The sequence below is a fragment of the Nitrospira sp. genome (assembly GCA_035968315.1).
GTDB lineage: Bacteria > Nitrospirota > Nitrospiria > Nitrospirales > Nitrospiraceae > Nitrospira_D.
Genome location: JAVYIN010000005.1, coordinates 906,534 through 926,057 on the forward strand (window position 1 = coordinate 906,534; position 19,524 = coordinate 926,057).

19 protein-coding genes and 1 tRNA gene are annotated in these 19,524 nt (G+C 59.3%); 13 read left to right on the forward strand and 7 right to left on the reverse strand.

The window, feature by feature from the left end; translation table 11 throughout:
• Nucleotides 1-82: 82 nt before the first annotated feature.
• Nucleotides 83-829, forward strand: coding sequence for a ribosomal RNA small subunit methyltransferase I (locus RI101_07955; GenBank protein ID MEC4889981.1), 747 nt, complete (start codon nt 83-85; stop codon nt 827-829).
• Here the strand turns inward: RI101_07955 and RI101_07960 are convergent.
• The 3 genes from RI101_07960 to RI101_07970 form a co-directional block, all read right to left on the reverse strand.
• Nucleotides 826-1,092, reverse strand: a complete 267-nt coding sequence (locus RI101_07960; GenBank protein ID MEC4889982.1) for a sulfurtransferase TusA family protein — start codon at nt 1,090-1,092, stop codon at nt 826-828. The two genes, RI101_07955 and RI101_07960, sit on opposite strands and share 4 nt — an antisense overlap.
• Before the next feature lie 167 nt (nt 1,093-1,259).
• Nucleotides 1,260-2,006 carry a hypothetical protein gene (locus RI101_07965; protein ID MEC4889983.1) on the reverse strand — a complete coding sequence of 249 codons (747 nt, stop codon included), beginning with the start codon at nt 2,004-2,006 and terminating at the stop codon, nt 1,260-1,262.
• 225 nt (nt 2,007-2,231) lie between these two features.
• Nucleotides 2,232-2,318, reverse strand: a tRNA-Leu gene (locus RI101_07970).
• A gap of 202 nt (nt 2,319-2,520) precedes the next feature.
• Between RI101_07970 and RI101_07975 the strand changes: the two genes are divergently transcribed.
• The 12 genes from RI101_07975 (at nt 2,521) to alr (ending at nt 11,433) form a co-directional block, all read left to right on the forward strand.
• Nucleotides 2,521-2,802 (forward strand): Fe(2+)-trafficking protein, encoded by a 282-nt coding sequence (locus tag RI101_07975; protein MEC4889984.1) that lies wholly within the window; start codon nt 2,521-2,523, stop codon nt 2,800-2,802.
• 199 nt (nt 2,803-3,001) lie between these two features.
• Nucleotides 3,002-3,457 carry a bifunctional nuclease family protein gene (locus RI101_07980; protein ID MEC4889985.1) on the forward strand — a complete coding sequence of 152 codons (456 nt, stop codon included), beginning with the start codon at nt 3,002-3,004 and terminating at the stop codon, nt 3,455-3,457.
• A 17-nt stretch (nt 3,458-3,474) separates the two neighbouring features.
• A complete protein-coding gene (locus tag RI101_07985) occupies nt 3,475-3,960 on the forward strand; it encodes a bifunctional nuclease family protein (GenBank protein MEC4889986.1) in 486 nt (161 codons plus the stop codon).
• A gap of 40 nt (nt 3,961-4,000) precedes the next feature.
• Entirely contained in the window at nt 4,001-4,429 is a 429-nt protein-coding gene (gene rplM, locus RI101_07990) for a 50S ribosomal protein L13 (protein MEC4889987.1), read from the forward strand.
• A 28-nt stretch (nt 4,430-4,457) separates the two neighbouring features.
• Nucleotides 4,458-4,850, forward strand: a complete 393-nt coding sequence (rpsI, locus tag RI101_07995; protein MEC4889988.1) for a 30S ribosomal protein S9 — start codon at nt 4,458-4,460, stop codon at nt 4,848-4,850.
• 102 nt (nt 4,851-4,952) lie between these two features.
• Nucleotides 4,953-6,017: an N-acetyl-gamma-glutamyl-phosphate reductase gene (argC, locus tag RI101_08000; protein MEC4889989.1), complete on the forward strand. Its 1,065-nt coding sequence runs from the start codon at nt 4,953-4,955 to the stop codon at nt 6,015-6,017.
• A gap of 46 nt (nt 6,018-6,063) precedes the next feature.
• Entirely contained in the window at nt 6,064-7,275 is a 1,212-nt protein-coding gene (argJ, locus tag RI101_08005; protein MEC4889990.1) for a bifunctional glutamate N-acetyltransferase/amino-acid acetyltransferase ArgJ, read from the forward strand.
• 226 nt (nt 7,276-7,501) lie between these two features.
• Nucleotides 7,502-8,275 carry a 30S ribosomal protein S2 gene (gene rpsB, locus RI101_08010; GenBank protein MEC4889991.1) on the forward strand — a complete coding sequence of 258 codons (774 nt, stop codon included), beginning with the start codon at nt 7,502-7,504 and terminating at the stop codon, nt 8,273-8,275.
• Nucleotides 8,276-8,333: 58 nt separating this feature from the next.
• The gene (tsf, locus tag RI101_08015; protein ID MEC4889992.1) at nt 8,334-8,930 is read left to right on the forward strand and encodes a translation elongation factor Ts; all 597 of its coding nucleotides are present in this window, start codon (nt 8,334-8,336) and stop codon (nt 8,928-8,930) included.
• A complete protein-coding gene (gene pyrH, locus RI101_08020; GenBank protein MEC4889993.1) occupies nt 8,927-9,652 on the forward strand; it encodes a UMP kinase in 726 nt (241 codons plus the stop codon). The genes tsf and pyrH overlap by 4 nt, the downstream gene beginning before the upstream one ends.
• A gap of 21 nt (nt 9,653-9,673) precedes the next feature.
• Nucleotides 9,674-10,237: a ribosome recycling factor gene (gene frr / locus RI101_08025; GenBank protein MEC4889994.1), complete on the forward strand. Its 564-nt coding sequence runs from the start codon at nt 9,674-9,676 to the stop codon at nt 10,235-10,237.
• Nucleotides 10,238-10,266: 29 nt separating this feature from the next.
• Nucleotides 10,267-11,433 carry an alanine racemase gene (gene alr / locus RI101_08030; GenBank protein ID MEC4889995.1) on the forward strand — a complete coding sequence of 389 codons (1,167 nt, stop codon included), beginning with the start codon at nt 10,267-10,269 and terminating at the stop codon, nt 11,431-11,433.
• On the opposite strand, the gene RI101_08035 is transcribed toward alr, so the two are convergent.
• The 4 genes from RI101_08035 to RI101_08050 form a co-directional block, all read right to left on the reverse strand.
• Complete coding sequence (locus tag RI101_08035; GenBank protein ID MEC4889996.1) at nt 11,430-12,839, reverse strand: outer membrane protein transport protein; 1,410 nt, start codon at nt 12,837-12,839, stop codon at nt 11,430-11,432. The two genes, alr and RI101_08035, sit on opposite strands and share 4 nt — an antisense overlap.
• Nucleotides 12,840-12,900: 61 nt before the next feature.
• Nucleotides 12,901-15,600: an ATP-binding protein gene (locus RI101_08040; GenBank protein ID MEC4889997.1), complete on the reverse strand. Its 2,700-nt coding sequence runs from the start codon at nt 15,598-15,600 to the stop codon at nt 12,901-12,903.
• Between the two features lie 48 nt (nt 15,601-15,648).
• Entirely contained in the window at nt 15,649-17,265 is a 1,617-nt protein-coding gene (locus RI101_08045) for a lipoxygenase family protein (GenBank protein ID MEC4889998.1), read from the reverse strand.
• A 78-nt stretch (nt 17,266-17,343) separates the two neighbouring features.
• Nucleotides 17,344-19,239 (reverse strand): peroxidase family protein, encoded by a 1,896-nt coding sequence (locus RI101_08050; protein ID MEC4889999.1) that lies wholly within the window; start codon nt 19,237-19,239, stop codon nt 17,344-17,346.
• Nucleotides 19,240-19,524 lie beyond the last annotated feature (285 nt).

Consider the following 19,524-nt stretch of genomic DNA (forward strand, 5'->3'; position numbering starts at 1 on the left):
ACAGATTTCAGACCGTATATTGCGGGATTAGCGGGAAATTATAACGATGCGACGAGAAGGGAGTCAACCAAACACGAGTCCCATGGTGGAAAAGAACAGGCCACGTCAGCAGCCAGGAATCCTGTTTATCGTCGGCGTTCCCATCGGACATCCCGACGACATCACCGTCCGTGCGCTCCAGACTCTCCGCCGCGCCGACATCGTGGCATCCGAGGACCCGGCCGCCACACAAATCCTCCTGCAGCACCACGGCCTCTCGGCCAATCTGACAAGCTACGGCCCCAGGCATCTACAGGAAAAAATCTCCGTCCTTCTTGATCGGCTCCGGCAAGGAAACAATGTGGCCTTCGTCTCGGATTGCGGTTCTCCCGTCATATCCGACCCCGGTTCTCTCCTGGTCGACGCCGCACACCGTCAACACCTCCCCGTACAATCAGTGCCCGGTCCTTCGGCGGTCACGGCCGCGATGGCCGCATCCGGCTGGCCTGGAGATGCCTTTTATTTCCACGGGCAGCTTCCGGATGGCGCAGGCCCCCTCAAACAATGGCTCGCCTCCATCCTCACTCACACCGGGCCCAGCATCTTCTTCTGCCCATCACAGTCCCTGCCGGCTGCCGTAGGAACACTCGCCCAACTCAATCCGAACCGGCCCATGACCGTGGCCTGCGACCTTACAACGCCACGAGAACTGATTCTCAGAGGGACCGCACCGAAGATATGCGCAATGATTCAAGAGATGAATCCGCCAGAAGCCGTGACGATCATCCTGGGAGAGCAACCAGCGGGAAAGAAGCAGAGAGCGGCCGCACGCAAACACCTGACTCGCTAGTCGGTCTCCTCCCGGCGAATCAGTACTCGAAATGCCTGCTCAACGCGCTCTTGAATGAGCACCGTGTGCCCCTCATTCTCCACGCTTCGCGGAACATTCCTGATGGGATCTCCATCGTCGAGCAAGACCGACAACACTTGCCCCTCACTCATCGTTTCCAGCTTGAGCTTTGTCTTGACGAAATTATAGGGACAAATCACCCCACGCAGATCAAGCTCAGCATCCGACGTTGACGCCAATTCCGATTGCCGTAGCTCATCCATCGCTCACCTTCGATATTCGCCCATTGAATAAGGAGGATCGTACTGAACTCGCGAATCAGCCTACCAAACAAGGCATGCAGTCGACAAGGAGTCATGACTTTCACGCCTCAAAATAAAAAGGGGCAGCCGAAGCTGCCCCTTTCCAAAAACGAATGCAGGATTCAGATCTAGTTCAGCCCCTTTACGAGATTGGGCTTGGCTGCATCTGTCCCATAGTCAGACTTGTTCGAAGAACCATAACCCCAGCCTGGCTGCGGTTCGCAGTTCCAGCAGGGAGCCGCACCGGTGAACTCACTGATGCCGGTATCGACAGTGCCCTTGACTTGGCCGGGAAGCACTGCCCCAGCCACGCCGCCGGTGGTGCTGCCGCTGTTGGTTTCAATCGCACGCTCGGTCGAAGGATTCGGGCGCTGGCCCAATCCACCGAAGCCGGCAAGCTTCTCGTTGCCGCGAAGCACGGTTATTTCACGAACAAGCTTCCGGCCCACTCCAAACTGCTGGGCATTGGACGTCGCTTCGACCACCTGCAATGTAACATCATCGCCAGAGTTGATCGTCTTGAGCTGATCCATGTTGGTCTTGTCGTCAAGAAACACAATAAGGGAATTCATTGACCCGGCACCAGCGCGCCCTTCGTCATGCGAGCTTCCGCCCGTTTCCAGGTGCAACTTCCCGCCAGGCAAATCGATCGCCAACACGCGACCATAAATCGTCTCTGGCTGAGAGAGCCGATCAAGGAAGCTGTTCCGATCAAAAGCTGAAACACGATTCGCGCTTCCGGACACGTCGCCGACTCCGGTGCCAACGCCCATAGCAGACCCACCAGATGACTGCTGCAGCCGCTCTTGAGCCACTGCAACACTCACAGAGCCTACGATGATAACCGCAGCTCCTAGTGCCAACACCTTACGCATGTGCTGCCTCCTTGTGAGTTAAATGATGAAGTGTAGGGATGATGGTGATGAACAACGAGATTCCTTGAATAACCGTGTGCATGAGTCTTTTTTAATGAACGGGCGCACTATAGGCCAATATCCAGGGCCTGTCAAGTGGGCTCCCCCCAATAAATTGAGTCGTTAGCACACTCGACAGCAAAACCAACTTCATGAAGTACCCACGCCTTCCATCGTATTATCTGGTGGTGCCCAGAGGGAGGGTCGAACTCCCACTCTCTTGCGAGAACCGGATTTTGAGTCCGGCGCGTCTGCCAGTTCCGCCATCCGGGCTCGTCCCAGCGAATGGAATAGCGCGGGAATTCTTCTATCACGACCAATCACCGGGGTCAATCATGCAAGCCTCTTTTCTTCATCGGAAATTGAATGCTAAGATGGCCATCGAATTCTTTTCGCTCTGTTTTCATCATCACACAAGGCCACGCTGAACGAACCACAATCGATTCACCACACTGAGAAGGAGCCCGATACATTCATGGCAGACGTAGCATGCATTACCTGCGGACAAACCGGCGAAGCCATTACCGCCCCTCTCTTCCTTGGCAAACTCGAAACCGAAATTAAAGCCAAAGTCTGCACGAGCTGCTGGAAGAAATGGGAAGGAATGAGAGTGATGGTCATCAATGAGTACCAGGTCAACCTGGGCGACGAAAGCGGACGCGAGCTCGTGCGCAAACAGATGAAGGCCTTCCTGAAGCTGGGCGAGCAGGCGGATACGTCAAAGATTGCCGAAAACTTCCGGCCGCAGGGCCAATGAGCGCAGCCGGCAACCGAATCAAATAGTGTCGTCACACGCCATCAGCCTCGCGTCGCTGCAAACCCGGCCGAGACGAGGCCAGTGATTCTTCAGTCTTGTCGCCAACTTCGTTGACAGGACTGTTAATGAAGTGCTAGATTCCTCCATTCTCCTCCGTTCTCTGTTGCATCAATTGACCGAGAGCGCGGTGAATTTTGCCATGATTACCCAAATGCACGTAAAGGGGTTGATGTTCGACCCCTACAACAACGCCTATATAGTTGTCCTTCGCGATGAAGATCAGGCGGAGATGCTGCCGATTTGGGTTGGCAAGTCAGAGGCCAGCGCCATTAGCCTGGCGCTGGAAAATGTGGCGCCGCCACGTCCGATGACGCACGATTTCATGAAATCCTTTTTGGACGCCTATAACGCGAAAGTGATCAGCACCGTTATTACGGACTTGAACGAACATACCTATTTTGCCAAAGTCCATTTGATGTACGAAGATTCCGAATACGCCATCGATTCCAGGCCGAGTGACGCCATCGCGCTCGCCATCCGGTCCGATGCCCCGATTTTCGCCAGCGATTCGGTCATTCGCAAACAAAGCTCGGAAGAACTGGAGCAATGGCTGGAGAACCTCAAACCGGAAGATTTCGGCAAGCTGGACTCGTAGCCGCGACGACATTGATCATGACCACCACGCCACACTATTCTCTCGACGACCTGATCCCGCTCACGGTGAATCGCGTGGTCGAGGACTCCAATACCGACACGAGAATCGTGGTGCTCACGAGACCCGACGAAACCGAAACCTTCATGATCTGGGTCGGTGCACCGGAAGGCGACTCCATCCGCCGCGCCCTGGATTCGACACTCCCGCCGCGCCCGATGAGCCATGACTTGATCAAGAACTTCGGGGAGCACTTCGGCATCAAAACCCAGCGGGTCATCTTGACCGATGTGAAAAGCAGCACGTACTACGCGACCGTCTACCTGGAAAATAAAGGGGTCGAGCGGATGATCGACGCCCGGCCAAGCGATGCCATCGCGCTGGCCCTTCGGACCCACGCCCCCATCTACACGACACCGGATGTGTGGAAACGACGCAGCGGGCAACACCTAGATGCCTGGCTGACGAAGCTCGATACAAAAAATATCGGCACACAAGAAGTCTAGGACACGCAGTTTGACTTATTGCGAGGAGTAGAAGACGACCATGATGACCTATCTCGAAAAACCAGCCGACGTCAAAGAACAGTGGCACCTCGTCAATGCCGAAGGCCACACATTGGGACGCCTGGCGGCCAAGGTTGCCAGCATTCTCAGAGGAAAGCACCGCCCCACCTTCACGCCGAATGTGGATATGGGCGACCATGTCGTCATCATCAATGCCGAAAAGGTGCATCTAACCGGCAATAAGATGGAAGACAAGCTGTACATCCATCACTCCGGATTTCCGGGCGGACTGAAGACAACCACGGCCAAGCATCTTTTCCAAAAAGACCCGACGGAATTGCTGGTCCGGGCGATCGAGGGCATGCTCCCGAAGAATCCCCTGGGCAACCATATGGCCAAGAAACTCCGTGTCTATGCGGGCCCCAACCACCCGCACCAGGCTCAAGATCCCAAACTTATTACTCTCTAGGCATTAGGTTAGAAGGAGGCGTAATCGCATGGCAGTGGTCACACAGTACGCAACAGGCAGACGTAAATGCGCGGTCGCACGGGCCTGGGTTACCGGCACGGCGGGCGACATCACCGTGAACGAGAAGCCCCTTGAAAAGGCCTTCCCGCGGCTCACCCTCCGGCAAATTATCCAGCTTCCGCTGGAAATGGCCGGCATGATGGGCAAATACTCAATCAATGCGACCGTCTACGGCGGCGGCCCGACCGGCCAAGCCGGCGCCCTTCGCCATGCGATCGCGCGAGCCCTCGTAACCATGACCCCGGCCTTCCGCACGCCTTTGAAGAAAGAAGGCCTCTTGACGCGCGACTCACGCGTGAAGGAACGGAAGAAGTACGGTCAGAAGGGTGCTCGTAAGCGCTTCCAGTACTCCAAGCGCTAAACAACGAAGCCGACATCCGGAAAGGGGAAGGCTTCTCGCCTTCCCCTTTTTTTATGCCTGGCGGCACCTCTTACACTTCACCAGCTTGATGAGCAGGTCGTCATGACGAAAACCCTTCGCGTCGCAATTGCCGGAGCCAGCGGCTATGCCGGAGCAGAGCTGGTTCGCCTCGCGGCCGCCCATCCGGCCTACGAGATCACCGCCGTGACGTCGGAAAAATCATCCGGACAGAAAGTCGCGGCGGTCTTCCCCAGCCTCGCCGGGCTGGTATCGCATACGTTTGAAGCCTTGGCACCAGAAGCACTGGCAGAACGCGCCGATGCCATCTTCCTGGCGCTTCCCCACACGAAATCGCAGGACCCGGTGGCGCTGTGCCGGAAGGCTGGAAAGCTCGTGGTCGATCTCAGCGCCGATTACCGGCTCAAAGACGTGACGGCCTACGAACAGTGGTATCAGGCGCCGCATACCCATCCCGAGATGCTGAACGATGCGGTCTACGGACTTCCGGAACTGCACCGCGAGGCGATCGCCAAGGCGCGGCTGGTGGCCTCTCCCGGCTGCTATCCAACGGCCGCCATCCTCCAGCTGGCCCCGCTCTTCGCGAAAGGCTTGGTCCAGCCAGGCACCGTGGTGATCGACGCCAAGTCCGGCATTTCAGGCGCAGGACGCAGTCCGGCCCTGCCCTACCACTTTCCCGAAGCCCACGAATCGCTGGAGCCCTACAAGATCGGCCAGCACCGGCACATTCCTGAAATCGAACAGGAATTGTCCGGCCTCCTGGCTAAAACGGGAGGGAACGCCGGTGCCGTGACGATCGCCTTCACACCCCATCTCGTCCCGATGAATCGAGGGATCCTGAGCACGGCCTATTGCAAATTGCACAAGCCGATGTCCCTTCCGGACTTGCGCGCGCTCTACCGAGACTTCTACAGCGGCGAACGGTTTGTCCGCCTGCATGAAGAGTCCGTGCCCAACCCCCGGTATATCAAGGGATCGAACTACTGCGATATCGGGGTCTATGCCGATCAGCGGGCCGGGTGGGTCGTCACGGTTGCAGCCGTCGATAATCTGGTCAAAGGCGCGGCGGGCCAAGCGATTCAAGCCATGAATCTCATGATGGGCATCGCCGAAGAAACCGGCTTGACGGCTCCGGGTGCATACCCCTAAGCCATCAAGCCCGATCATCACCTCAATCACCTATACCGAGCTGACCATGACGACATCCTCGCACACAACAGGCGTCACCGCGCCGCAAGGCTTTCAAGCCGCTGGCATTCATTGCGGAATCAAAAAACCTGCCATTCTTGACCTGGCGTTATTGGTGTCCGACGTACGCGGACCGATCGCCGGGGTCTTCACGAAAAACCAGGTGGCCGCCGCTCCAGTCATCCTCGATCGCGAGCATCTGAAGCAGCGCATCGGACGAGCCATTCTCGTCAACAGCGGCAATGCCAATGCCTGCACCGGAAAGCCGGGAATGGCCGCTGCGCTCACGATGGCCCAACTGGTGGCACAGCGACTGGACATCCCCACGCACGAAGTCTTTGTCGGATCGACCGGAGTCATTGGCCGGCGCCTGCCCATCGACTGCGTGAAGTCCGGCATTCCCATGCTCTTCGCTCAATTGAGCGCCAGAGGCGGGCACAAGGCGGCCCAGGCGATCCTGACAACCGACCTGCGCCCGAAAGAATGCGCAGTGCGCGGAACAATCGGCGGACGGATCGTGACGATCGGCGGCATGGCCAAAGGATCCGGCATGATTCATCCCAATATGGCCACGATGCTGGGCTATCTCACGACGGACGCCGCCATTGCGCCGGCGGCGCTCCAGCGAGCCTTAGCATCCGCCGTCAACGAATCGTTCAATTGCATCAGCGTCGACGGCGACACCAGCACCAACGACACCGTGCTCTGCCTGGCCAATGGCCTGGCGAAAAATAAGACGATTACCTACGGCACAGCAGCCTATCGGCAGTTTGTCGCCCTGTTGACAGCCGTGTCTCAGACCCTGGCCCTCTCCATTTGCCGCGACGGAGAAGGGGTCACCAAAGTCGTCAAAATCGCGGTCGACGGGGCCAAAACACCAGCGGACGCCAGGCAGGTGGCGCAAACCATCGCCACATCCAATCTGGTGAAGACCGCCCTCTTCGGCGAAGATGCCAACTGGGGGCGGGTCATGGGTGCTATCGGCCGGGCCGGTGTTCCGATTGAGCAGAGCAAAGTCAGCGTCCATTTTGACAATGTCCTCATGGTGCAGCGAGGCATGGGCGTGGGCCTGGCCGCCGAACGGCGCATTGCCAAGGTCTTCAAGAAGAAGGAATTCACCATTCGTGTGCGGCTGGGACAGGGTTCCGCCTCATCCCACATGTGGACCACCGACCTGTCCTACGACTATGTCAGGATCAACGCAAGCTATCGATCCTAAAATGGAATTCAAGCCGGTGGCTTGAAAACCAGCCGTGACTATGATAGCGTGCCGAGGCTTTACGGGTTATACAAGACAGCCCGGTGTCGAGCTTTGTGCTTGAACCGGATTCTTATCAAAATCCACATCAGCGCATGGACGCTGCTTGGCTTGAGACAAGGGGGCCAGTCCCCCTCACCCATGATCGGTCATGGGTGTTCTGCAAGCCCTGAGGGGAGGTGAAGGCATGGGAGTGGTCGCGATTAAGGAATTATTGGAAGCAGGGGTGCACTTCGGACACCAGACGAACCGGTGGAATCCGAAGATGAAGCGCTTTCTCTTCGGCGAACGCAACGGGATCTACATCATCGACTTGCAGCAGACGCTGACGCGGATGGAGCAAGCCTATGCCTTCGTCCGGGATACCGTCGCCGCAGGCGAATCCGTCCTCTTTGTCGGCACCAAGCGGCAGGCCGCTGAAATTCTTGAAGAAGAAGCCAAGCGCGCCAACATGTTTTTCGTGAACCAGCGGTGGCTGGGCGGCATGCTGACGAACTTCAAGACCATTCGGCTCAGCATCGAAAAAATGAAGAAGATGGAAGCCATCCTGGCGAACCCCAGCGAGCACGGCCTGAAGAAGAAGGAAATCCTTCTGATGCAGAAGGACATCGTCAAGCTGCAAAAGTATCTGTCGGGCATTAAGACCATGCGGGGCGTCCCCGGCGCCGTGTTCATCCTCGATACGAGAATCGAGCACATCGCGGTTCAGGAAGCGACCCGCTTGGGCATTCCGGTCATCGCTATCCTGGACAGCAACTGCGATCCCGATCACATCACCTACCCGATTCCCGGGAACGATGACGCCATTCGCTCGATCAAGCTCATCACGTCAAAAATTGCGGACGCCTGCATCGAGGGCGCGCATCTGAAGTCGCAGCGGGAAGAAGCCGATTTCCAGGCCGCGCCGGCAGGAGCCGACAAGCAGGCGGCCTTGAGCGCACAGGGTGCCCCCGCATCCTAATCGCCGATACGTGGCAGTGCAGACGATTTGTTCATCATAACGGTAAGGATATTGGATCATGGCAGGATCAAGTCAGTTAGTGAAAGAACTCCGGGAAAAGACCGGCGCAGGCATTCTCGATTGCCAAAAAGCGCTCACAGAAAACGGCAACGATATCGATAAAGCCGTCGACTATCTCCGTCAAAAAGGCCTGGCCGCCGCCGCGAAGAAAGCCGGCCGGGAAACGAATCAGGGGTTGATCCACGCCTATATCCACATGGGCGGGAAAATCGGCGTGCTCATCGAGGTCAATTGCGAAACGGACTTCGTCGCGCGCAATGAGGAATTCAAAGCCTTTGTCAACGATCTGGCCCTCCAGATTGCCGCCGCCAAGCCGTCCTATGTGAAGCGTGAGGACATCCCCGCGGATCTCGTCGCAAAAGAGAAGGAGATCTACGAAGGACAGGCGAAGGAACTGGGGAAGCCCCCGGCGGCCTGGCCCAAAATCGTGGAAGGCAAATTGGAAAAGTTCTATCAGGAAAGCTGCCTGATGGAGCAGTCGTTCATCAAGGATCCCGCCGTCACCATCAAGGATCTGCTCTCGCAAAAGATCTCCAAGATTGGCGAGAACATGAACATCAGGCGTTTCACCCGCTATCAACTAGGCGAAGCATGAGCTCTGCGAAATACCGGCGCCTCCTTCTGAAAGTCAGCGGGGAGATGTTGGCCGGTGAGCAGGGATATGGTATTCAGCCCTCCATCCTCGAAGGCTTGGCCGAAGAAATTGCCTCCGTCGTCGCGCTCGACATTCAAGTCGCCGTGGTGATCGGCGGAGGCAACATCTTCCGCGGCCTGGCCGCCAGCGCATCCGGCATGGAACGAGCGTCAGCCGACTACATGGGCATGCTGGCCACCGTCATGAACGCCCTGGCCCTTCAGAACGCCCTGGAACGCCTGGGCATCATTACCAGAGTGCAATCGGCGATTGAAATGCGCCAGCTCGCGGAAGGCTATATCCGCCGGCGGGCCATCCGGCATCTGGAGAAAAAGCGCGTCGTCATCTTCGCCGGCGGCACCGGCAATCCCTACTTCTCGACCGATACCGCCGCGGCCCTCCGCGCCATGGAAATCGGGGCGCAAGTCATCATGAAAGGGACCAAGGTTGACGGAATTTACGATGCCGATCCGGTGAAAAATCCGTCCGCCAAGAAATACACAGAGATCCCGTTCCTCTCCATTTTGAACCAGAACCTCAAGGTCATGGACGCTACGGCGATCAGCCTCTGCATGGACAACCAGCTGCCGCTGATCGTGTTCAATCTGAAAGAAAAAGGAAACTTCAAACGGGTTGCGCTCGGCGAACCGATCGGCACTTTGGTGACGACCAGCCCGCGCTAGCCCATTGCATGGAGTGATGTCATGTCCAACGCCGGCCCCATTCACCAGAAACTGACCGAAAAAATGGACCATGCCCTGGAACATCTGAAGCGTGATCTGGCGGGGCTGCGCACCGGCCGCGCCTCGGTGGCCCTCCTCGACGGCGTGCGGGTGGACTACTACGGCACCATGACCCCCCTCAAGCAAGTCTCGAACATTTCCACGCCGGAAGCCAGGCTCATCACGATCCAGCCGTGGGAGCCCCAGCTCATTAAAGAAATCGAAAAAGCGATCTCCAATTCTGGACTCGGCGTCAATCCCTCGAATGACGGCAAGCTGATCCGCGTCCCCCTCCCGCCGCTCACCGAAGAGCGCCGGAAAGAACTCGGCAAGATTTGCAAAAAGCACGGAGAGGACGCGAAGGTGCAAATCCGCGGATTTCGCCGGGACGCCAACGAAGAATTGAAGAAACTGCAGAAAGACAGCAAGCTGACCGAAGATGAGCTCCGGAAAGCGGAACAGGACACCCAGAAACTGACCGACAACTATGTGCAGAAAATCGACGACGTGATCAAGAAAAAGGAACAGGAAATCCTGGAGGTCTGACATCGGCCTTCAGGAATCTGGCCTATCAGGTGTCCACTACTTCACCCGGCTCCCCCACTTCCGCGACGATCGATCTCGCCGCCCTCGCGCATAATGTCACACAATTCAGCCGGTTCCTCTCGCCGGGATGCGCGATCATGGCCGTCGTCAAAGCCAATGCCTATGGCCATGGGGCCGTCGAGGTCTCCCGCGCACTGATTCGGCAGGGCATCGCCCGCCTGGCGGTCGTCTCCCTCGATGAAGGCATCGCGCTCCGGCAGGCCGGCATCACCGTGCCCATCGTGGTACTGGGTCCGCTCTTTCCACACCAAACAGACGACCTCTTCGCCCACCGGCTGACGCCCGTAATCAGCGATAGAGCCATCCTCCCGGCGCTCGCCAAACGCGCCGCCGTGCTCCAGACTCCCTACCCTGTCCATCTGAAGGTTGAGACAGGCATGGGCCGCCTGGGATTGGCCGCCGATGACGCGATTGCACTTGTGACAACAGAGCCATGGCCGTCAGGCTTGCACCTCGAAGGATTGATGACGCATTTTGCGGATGCCGATGGCGCAACCAACGACCAGACCCAACAGCAGCTGACCCTCTTCACACGCGTGCTCACGACACTCGCGGCACAAGGCATCACGGCGCCACTCATCCATGCGGCCAATAGCGGCGGCGCCGTGCGTGTTCCTGGCGCGCAGTTCTCGCTGGTCCGGCCCGGCATCATGCTCTATGGCTATCACACCCTGCCTCACACCGTACCAGCCCCTGATCTACAGCCGGTCCTGACCCTCAAAACCTGCATAGCGCAACTGCGCACGGTTCCACCAGGCGGCACCGTCAGCTACAACGCCACCTTCATTGCGAAGAGAGCCACGCGCGTCGCCGTCCTGCCGATCGGCTATGCCGACGGATACAGCCGCCGCCTCTCGAACCGCGGAGAAGTCCTCGTGCAAAGCCGGCGCGCCCGCGTAATCGGCACGGTCTGCATGGATATGATCATGGTCGATGTGACCGACATCCCCGGTGTGGCCGTGGGGGATGAGGTCGTGCTAATCGGCCGGCAAGGACAGGACGCCATCAGCGCGGCCGACGTGGCAGATTGGACAGGAACGATCCCCTACGAAGTGCTCTGTGCCATTGGCCCCCGCGTGCCTCGTGTCTATCAGCACGAGGCTGCGGCGCCATCCCGCTCGATTCGTATCGGTTAGAAATTCATTCGGATAGATACCCCGCCCGTGTGATACGTCGTCTGATAGCGCCCGTTGACCACAGACAAGGCACAGCCGCACGTCACCGTTCGCTGCTCGTAGAGCGAGGCCTGGTAAGAGAGATCCAGCGCGATCGCTTTGGGCTTCACCGGCCCAAAGCCAATGTCACCACAGCGAATGCCAAAGATCGTCCCCCCTTCTTTGCACAACGCTCCAAACCCAACCGAGAGGATATGCACATCAGCTGAGGGCAACGCTGGATCGAAGGAAGAATCCGGCACCTGCGTGGGGGAATTGGTATAGCCCGCCCGCAGCGCCAACTCCCACTCCGGCAGCGCCTCCACTTTGAGCCACCGGTACTCTGTCCCAACCATCATTGTATAGGTGCTGCGCCAATTCTGCGATTGAGGGATTGTCGTTCCGCTGGGAAGATGGATGTCCAGATCCCGAACCGACTTCCACCCGACATAATCCACATCCAATTCCAGCTTCCATTCGCGCTCTGCCGTTCTGGTCGGCCAAATCGCGACGGCACCGGAGAAGATTTGCGGGAGCACAAAGGTCGTCGAGGCATCCGAGGTCTTGACCCCATTGGCCAATATGCCTCCATTCAGCGGCAAGCCGACCTGGCTCCGATACACCAGCCCGATATTGGCAATCGGTTTTCCCTCGGCATTCCGCAAGGCCGTATAGAGCAGGCTGACGTTGTATCCGACAGCGGTTCCCTTGCCATAGAGCTCCGCTTTCGATCCGGAAGAACCAAACGCAGATACTGCCCCGGTTGAAATAAACTGCTTCTCGAAATGCCCTTCCCCCAACAAACCGGAGAAGGTATAAATATCCATTCCCAGCCCCAGCGAAAGATCCGGCAGCGCCTGATACGCCAGGGTGGGCTTGATGTCGATCAACGGCATGGCCGTGAAGGTGCTCTTGAAGCGAAGCGGGCCATTATCCGGATAGTGGCTCAGAGAGCCGAGCGGCGCCGTCATTCCGACGCCCACACTGAATCCGCTCAGAGCGCTCAGCCCAAGGTCGCCAAGATTTCCGACAATGAACAGATGGCCTGGCGGCGGCATTGCCCAGGCCCCATTGCGGTCGCCTGTGGAATTCACACCGGACGTGCTGGTGAAACTGGTCGTCCCGCCTGACAATAATCCACCGGCCATCACTTGCAGACCATGTAGTTGCGTCATCCCGGCGGGGTTGTAGTGCAGCGCCGACGGATCGTCCGCCTGGGCGGCAAAGGCGTTGCCTTGCCCGGATGCGGCGGTCCCCTGCCCTTGAATACGAGGAACCTGTGCCAGAAGATCAGAGGGAAAGAATGCCCCGTACAGCAAACTGACGATCAGAAACACACCGGCACAAATCGACCCTGCCGCCACCTGACGGAACCGAATATTGACCACGCCGCCACCGCTCCTTCTCTCCGGCATCCCTAGCAGCCAGAGGCTATGAAATGGCGGCATTCTACCCGGGTCGAAACCAATAGTCTATGAGACGCTGCACCTCTCCAGATTCAAACGGCTTGAGCAACGTGGCTTGCGCTCCTAACCCCATGGCTCTCGCCGCGACTGCCTGAGAGTCGGCCGTACAGAGCAGCAGAATCGGAATCCGCTGGTTGCACAGCCTGATCTCTCGCACCAGCTCCACGCGATCGGCCAGCGCCGCATCCACTTCAAGCAGCACCCCGGCATAGGGTTCGGCTTGCAGCCTCTCCATCGCCATCTCCCTGTCCATGACCAGATGCGGATACAGGCCATTCGCCCGCAACCGATCCGCCAGCAATTGCTGGATGTCGGCATCCCCCTCGATCACCAATATCTGCCGCCCAGCCGACAGGCCGGAGGAGGCAGGAGGGTCCAACGTAGGCAATAACGGAACGGTAAATAAAACCTCTGCTCCGCCGTCCGGATGATTGCGCGCCATGACGGCCCCACCCTGCAACTCAACCAGGGTCTTCACAATCGACAACCCCAGGCCCAATCCCTTCGGACCGCTCCGCTGACCATGCTGGACGCGGAAAAAGGGGTCGAAGATTTTGTCTAAAAACTCAGATGGAACACCAGGCCCCGTGTCCCGCACCACAATACGGGCCGATCGTGGCGTTTCCGATTGCACACGCACGGCAATCTGGCCATCCTCGGGAGTAAATTTGATGCTGTTTTGCACGAGATTCACGACCACCTGAGTCAGCCGATCCCGATCCGCCCAGGCAATCATCGTAGCGGCCGGATACACCAGCTCGATCTTCTGCCGCTTGGCCTGCGCCAGCGGACGCAGTTGCTCGATCGCGTCCGCCAGGCAGGCCTCCAAATCCACCTCGGCCGGCAGCACCTCCAGCCGGCCGGTTTCAATGCGTGTCCGGTCCAGCAAATCTTCAATCATGCGAATCAGACGATCGGAATTCTCCAGCATCCTGGAGAGATAGCGGAACTGTTTGTCGTTCAACGGGCCCGTCAGCCCATCCAGCAAATTCTGGATAAACCCTTTAATCGACGTCAGCGGCGTCTTCAACTCGTGCGAGACATGGGACAAGAACTGCGACCGCAGCCGGTCGGCCTGTTCCAGCGCCGCCGTCCGCTCGCGCACCTTGACCTCCAGGCGCATGTTCCACTCCTCGATCTGCTGATAGGCCGCGGCATTGTCCAAGGCAATCGCCACTTGGTTCGCCAGCGTTGTCATCAGTTCAAGGTCATCGTGCGTCAAACTGTGTTCCTGCATCCGGTCTACCATCAGGGTCCCAAGTATTCGATCTTTGGCCTTGAGGGGAACCGCAATGAGCGCTTTGGTATTGATCATCTCGATCAGCTGCTGATTGATGGGATGGAGCCGGTCCCACACCTCTCGCACATCCCCGATCAACAGAGACTTTCCTTGCAACACGACCATTCCCTCCGGGCTCTCCGAATCGGTGAGCGAAATTTCTCGTGCCCGAACAAAGGCCTGGATTTCCGGCGACACCCCTAGCGCCCGCGCGTTGCCGATCACCTGCCGCACCGGGTCGTAAAACGAAATCATGGCGCGATCGTAGTTCAAATCGCGAATCAGCGTTTCCAATACCTGCTGCAGCAAGGCCTCCCGGTCGAGCGTCGAGCTGAACAGCAACCCGGACCGATGGAGCGCCGTCAGCTGGTTGACCTTCCGGCGCAGCTCCACGCGTGTCTGCTCCTGCTCAAGATAGGCTTCGCGCAATTCCTCATGGCGCGCCTCGACGAACGCGACTTGTTCCTGAATCAAGGCCTCCCGCTTCCGTGTTTCGGATTGAATCCTCCGGCTGGTAATCATGCCGGCCACGAGCGTCGGCACCAGGGCCACCGCCAAGGCCTCCACCGCGCTGATCTCCGGATGCACGACGGACAGATAGGTAAACGCCGCCAGACCGGCCGTCGCCCCCCAGTAGGGCCAGACCGGCTGCGACTGCTCGGGCTTCCACCGCACGTCCCATTCGCAATAGGCATCGCCCCGCACGATGCAGGCACGATCGATCACCGTCGAGGGCGGCAGTCCATGCAAGCGCACCGGCACCATCGCAATGCGCCCCTTGGAGGATTCGCAGGTCTGGGCAGCACAGGCCCGCCGATAGGGGCCGAATTGCTCGACCACTTTGTCAGAAAACTGGAGCCGCAACACGGCCGACCGGTCCGTCACCTCGACCACCGTGCATTCGAGCCCCCGCGCAAACTTCTGCGCAAAATAGGGATACATGCGGTGGATCTGCGAAAGGCGAAACGGACGGCCCAGCGTCTGAATCAAGGGCGAGATATGTTTCTCTTTTCCCACATCATAATGAAACGTCGGACAGCCCGAGAGCTGGCGGCAGAACTCCCGCAGATAGGAACTGAACTCATACGAATAGCTATTCCAGACCGTCTTCAAGAATGCGGGCGTCACATGGTAGGCGGAATCGCGGATGCGCCCGTTCAACAGTCCGCACAGCTCGTCGGCGACCGTCTCCGCCGCCGCCGCGCCGCGGCTCTTGCGCACGCACTCTTCGAGATATTCGACATTGTCGCGAATGATCATGCCGCCGAAGTCTTGAATCCGCTCGCCCCGTTCATCGACGCCGAACGGGCGATAGGCCATGAAAGGCCGTTCAAGGATGGTATGGTCGGGAGGCAACACGTCCATCGTCACCGTCGCCCGGATCCCGGACGGGATATCGCACACATCACCCAAGCCGCGCCGCGCGCGCTGATGCGAATCCGCCCGCCGTGATCACGCATTGATATTCACTTCAAGCATCCTGGGGTGCAGCTTCCAGAGGCCGGGCGGCTCCATATCCATCGTCTGCTGGAGCGCCTCCAATTCTGCGCGAAAGGTTCGAAAGGCCCCCTTCGCCAGTGCTGTCCGCTGGGGATTCGTGGGCTCCTCCAACGCCACGCCCGAATAGTCGGCCATCAAGGGAGCCCGCACCACTTGCAACAGATAGTTCGTATTGACCATCCTTTGATAGACATCCAGCGGCTCCCGGCGGGAATCCCGATAGACGCGGATCGGATGCGGCGCCGTCCACATCTGGTAGTTCCAGAGCTGCGCGCCGACCGACTCGTGATAGGCCGTAACCAGAAAGATCATCCGGGCCAGCATATCCGCCAGCCCGGCCGCCGACAGCGGCCACAACCCGCCGATACCCGCATGCGGCAGCAACCGGTGCAGCCCCTCCACCCAGGCGCGCAAGGCCTCATCCGCCTGCACCTCGGCATCCTGGCTGTAATACAGCCCGACATACCGCTGCGCATGACGATGCATGACGCGAAAGAGCGTTTCGAGATTGGCCTGCGTCGGCAACTCAATGCCGCAATCGGCCAGCCCGCGCCGCATGGCATCCAGCCGCGGATTGCCCATCTCCAGGAGAAACTCCCTGGCGGACGACTCCAGCAGCGCGCACAGCCCTTCGTGGGTGACACTGTAGGTCTGCTCGAAATCTCCGCGCGGGACCAGTTGGGCCGCGTTCCCAAACCGGTTGCTCTGCTGCGTTCCGTAGAGATGCGGCCAGAGCAGGCGGCAGATGGGGTGATGCGGACGAAAGGCATTCCGCGTCGCCAGCGCCAGCGATTCGCCGGCCATCAAGTGCAGCCAGTTCCAATGGCGCACCAAGCCGGTATGCGTCGTCGCCGCGCACAGCGCGATCCGCTCCGCCAGCGGCCAGGCCGCATCGCCAGGCCGCGCCACCCCCAACTCCGTATGAATCTCGACTGCCCGAATCGTCCTGGCGCCAGGATCGCGCCGGAACCGTACCTGCGCCCAGGGCTGATAGAGCCCTTCATGGCAGACCACGGCGCGGGCCTTCAATTGCTGCAGGTTCCATTCATACACATCGTCGGTCACGCGCTGGAGATAGGCGGCATAGGGGCCGCGCACCGCGAGCAAACCGAGATCCGGCTTGCCGCAGAGCTCCGACGGGAGCACCGGAGGGTGCAGCACCAGCTCCCGTGACACACGCGCGTTTTTCGCCGCCGCCTTGGCCGCGCGGTCATGGCGTGAGCGATAGCCCTGAGCCAGCGCCGCATGCATGTCGGAGGCGATCATGGGGAGGCCGCGCTGCATGGGCGGGAAGATCCGGTACAGCACCCGCTGCGCGCCGAACATCAGCCGTTTTTTGAGATACTGCCCGTACGGGCGCTTTTCATCGGCGGGAATGGCACTCGCTACACACAACGAGGGAATCACCACGCCGGGAAACACCCGGCAAAAGGGCACCGGCACCAGCGGTTCAAACGCCCGTGGGACCGGCAGAATCGCGAGCGGCTGATTTTTTGTGAATTTCGTCCGCGCGATCCAGTTCCAGATCCCCCGGCGAATCCTCCAGCACAGCCGTCCCCAGATCCCCATCCCCACAGATCCTTTCACACAACCCGCAATCCCGCCGCCCGCGTCAGCATCCGCCGGACCGTTCCAGTCCGGGAGGGTTTACGGCATGGGCCGCACGGGCACATGCACATTGCGCCAGGGCGCAAACGGATTGGCCACCCCGGCCAGCGCAGGAGCCAGGCGCGGATGGTGCCGCAACAAGACCGACGTCATCGTATTCGCGCGAATCCACTCCATGCCCGCCGGCGTATAGACCTCGGGCCGGTAATCCTTCGTGAAAAACCGGTCGCTCTTCAAACGCCGCGACGCCATCAAAATAAAAATGCGAAACGCCGTATCGCTGAACCCGAACCCCGCCGGCGGCTTCTCCGCAAACAATCCCACCTGGGTATCCACCAGCTCGATATCGCCCCCATAGAGCACCGCCATCTCATCGGCCCACTCCGGATTCAACGCCTTGAAAGACGTCACGGGCTTCAACCGCAGCATGCGGCGGAAGTCGTTATACCGCGGCACGCCCCGCTCGCGGTCGCGCAAGATATCCAGCGCGGCCAAATCCAGAAACTCCGCCTGTCCCTGCAACGGCTTGATCCGTTTGAAGTGCTGCAAGCCACGTGGAAAGTTGCCCAGCGTGATGGCGCCGGGGTGCATCAGGCCGAACGAATAGAGCGCATTGTCCATCCCGATCGCGGGATCCAGCAGCACCGCGCGCGTCCCGTTGCCCTGCACCTCGGCAAAATCCTTGTAGACCGCCAGCCCCGGATCCGTCAGCGACGAGAAGCGGTACTCATCAGGAATCAACGGATGCAACCGGTACACCGCGGTAAACTCCTCCGTCAGACAGTAGGACGCGCCATGGTGATCCGTCGGCGTGCCGGGGATGCCCCACACCTCTTCGCTCTCCCCGACCGGTTCCAACAAGTTGTGCAGCCGTTCGCCAATCCCGCCCCACCAATTGCCGTTCATGCCGATTTGCAGCGAGGGCCGCGCCAGAATCCCCGGCGTCCATTCCACGGTGTGGATCTTGGCGATCAGCACCGCATTGATGAGCCGGGCCTTTTGAAACAGCTGCTCATCGCTCCACTCCGGATAGTCCCGCTTCAAGCGGGCCGCGATCGCATTGTGCTCCCGCGCAAACAGGGTGTGGAGCAGGCTCAACCCCACCCAGTAATTGTCATTCATGCCCGTCAAATCCACACCCGGCAACAGAGGGTCGGTTTCCTGGGGCAGGACCTGATTCCCGCCCACCGCCTCGATCCGCATCAGCCCGTCCCGGTGCAGGCGGAGCGCGTCGCACCGCTCCTTCGAACTCCCATAAATTTGCGACGCATCCCACCAGTGGGTTTCGACATTCAAGAACGTCGGCGGTCCGGCCATGCAGTGCCTGGGTCTGGTGCGGTCCGGAAGCGTCTTTCGAATCTTCATCGGATTGCGCCGGTCTGCGTCGTTGGGCCACACATCGTCCGGCCGGAGAGGCACCTCGTGAAACTCCTCCTCGCTCAATTCGTGCCGGACCCAGTCATGCACCTGAAATTGAATCCACGCCGCCGCCAGAAGATTCAGGCTCGCCGCCGGAGTAAACTGCCGGCGCGTCATCAGGCGCAGGCTCACCTCGCGAGGATTCGGCGTCATCAGATGAAGCTGGTCGGGCCAGCCTTTATCGAGCGGAAGATTCCGTCCGAAGCGCGTGCCCGCGCTCCCCATCGCCGGATCCGCCAGGTCATTGTGCGTGCCGTCTTCCCGGCGAGCCGCCAAATCGCTCTCGTGGAACGGACAGACCGGCGGTTCAGACACCGCCGGCAGCGTTCTCGTATCATGCAGATTCCAGCGGCGCAGATCGTGGCGCAGCATCGGCAGATTGACCACCTGAGGGCTCAGGGCCGCCAGCAGATGAATCCGGCTATTGATGAACGGGAGTTTGTACCAGGGCAAGATCCGATTGATCAGGCGAAAGAGCCAGGCCAGTCCATCCATCAGCCGCTGCGAGCGTGTCATTGTGCGCCTACCTTTATCCGGCCTAGTGCCTAGGTCCTCAAACACGACAGGCCTGCCAAATCATCGATTCGGCAAGCCTGTTCATGAACCACGGAAGAATGAATATTCGGTCACATACCGTTCCGTCTGCACGTCAACTCCGCTCAATCTTCCGCGCAGCCTCAAAGCGGCCGCACACGGATCAGAAATTACGGGAGTGCTAGCAAGATACGCGCCCTCACCTCGTCAAAGTCCCCACGATCAGTTCCTAAATAAAGCCTCATAAACCAGCCGAAAAATACAATC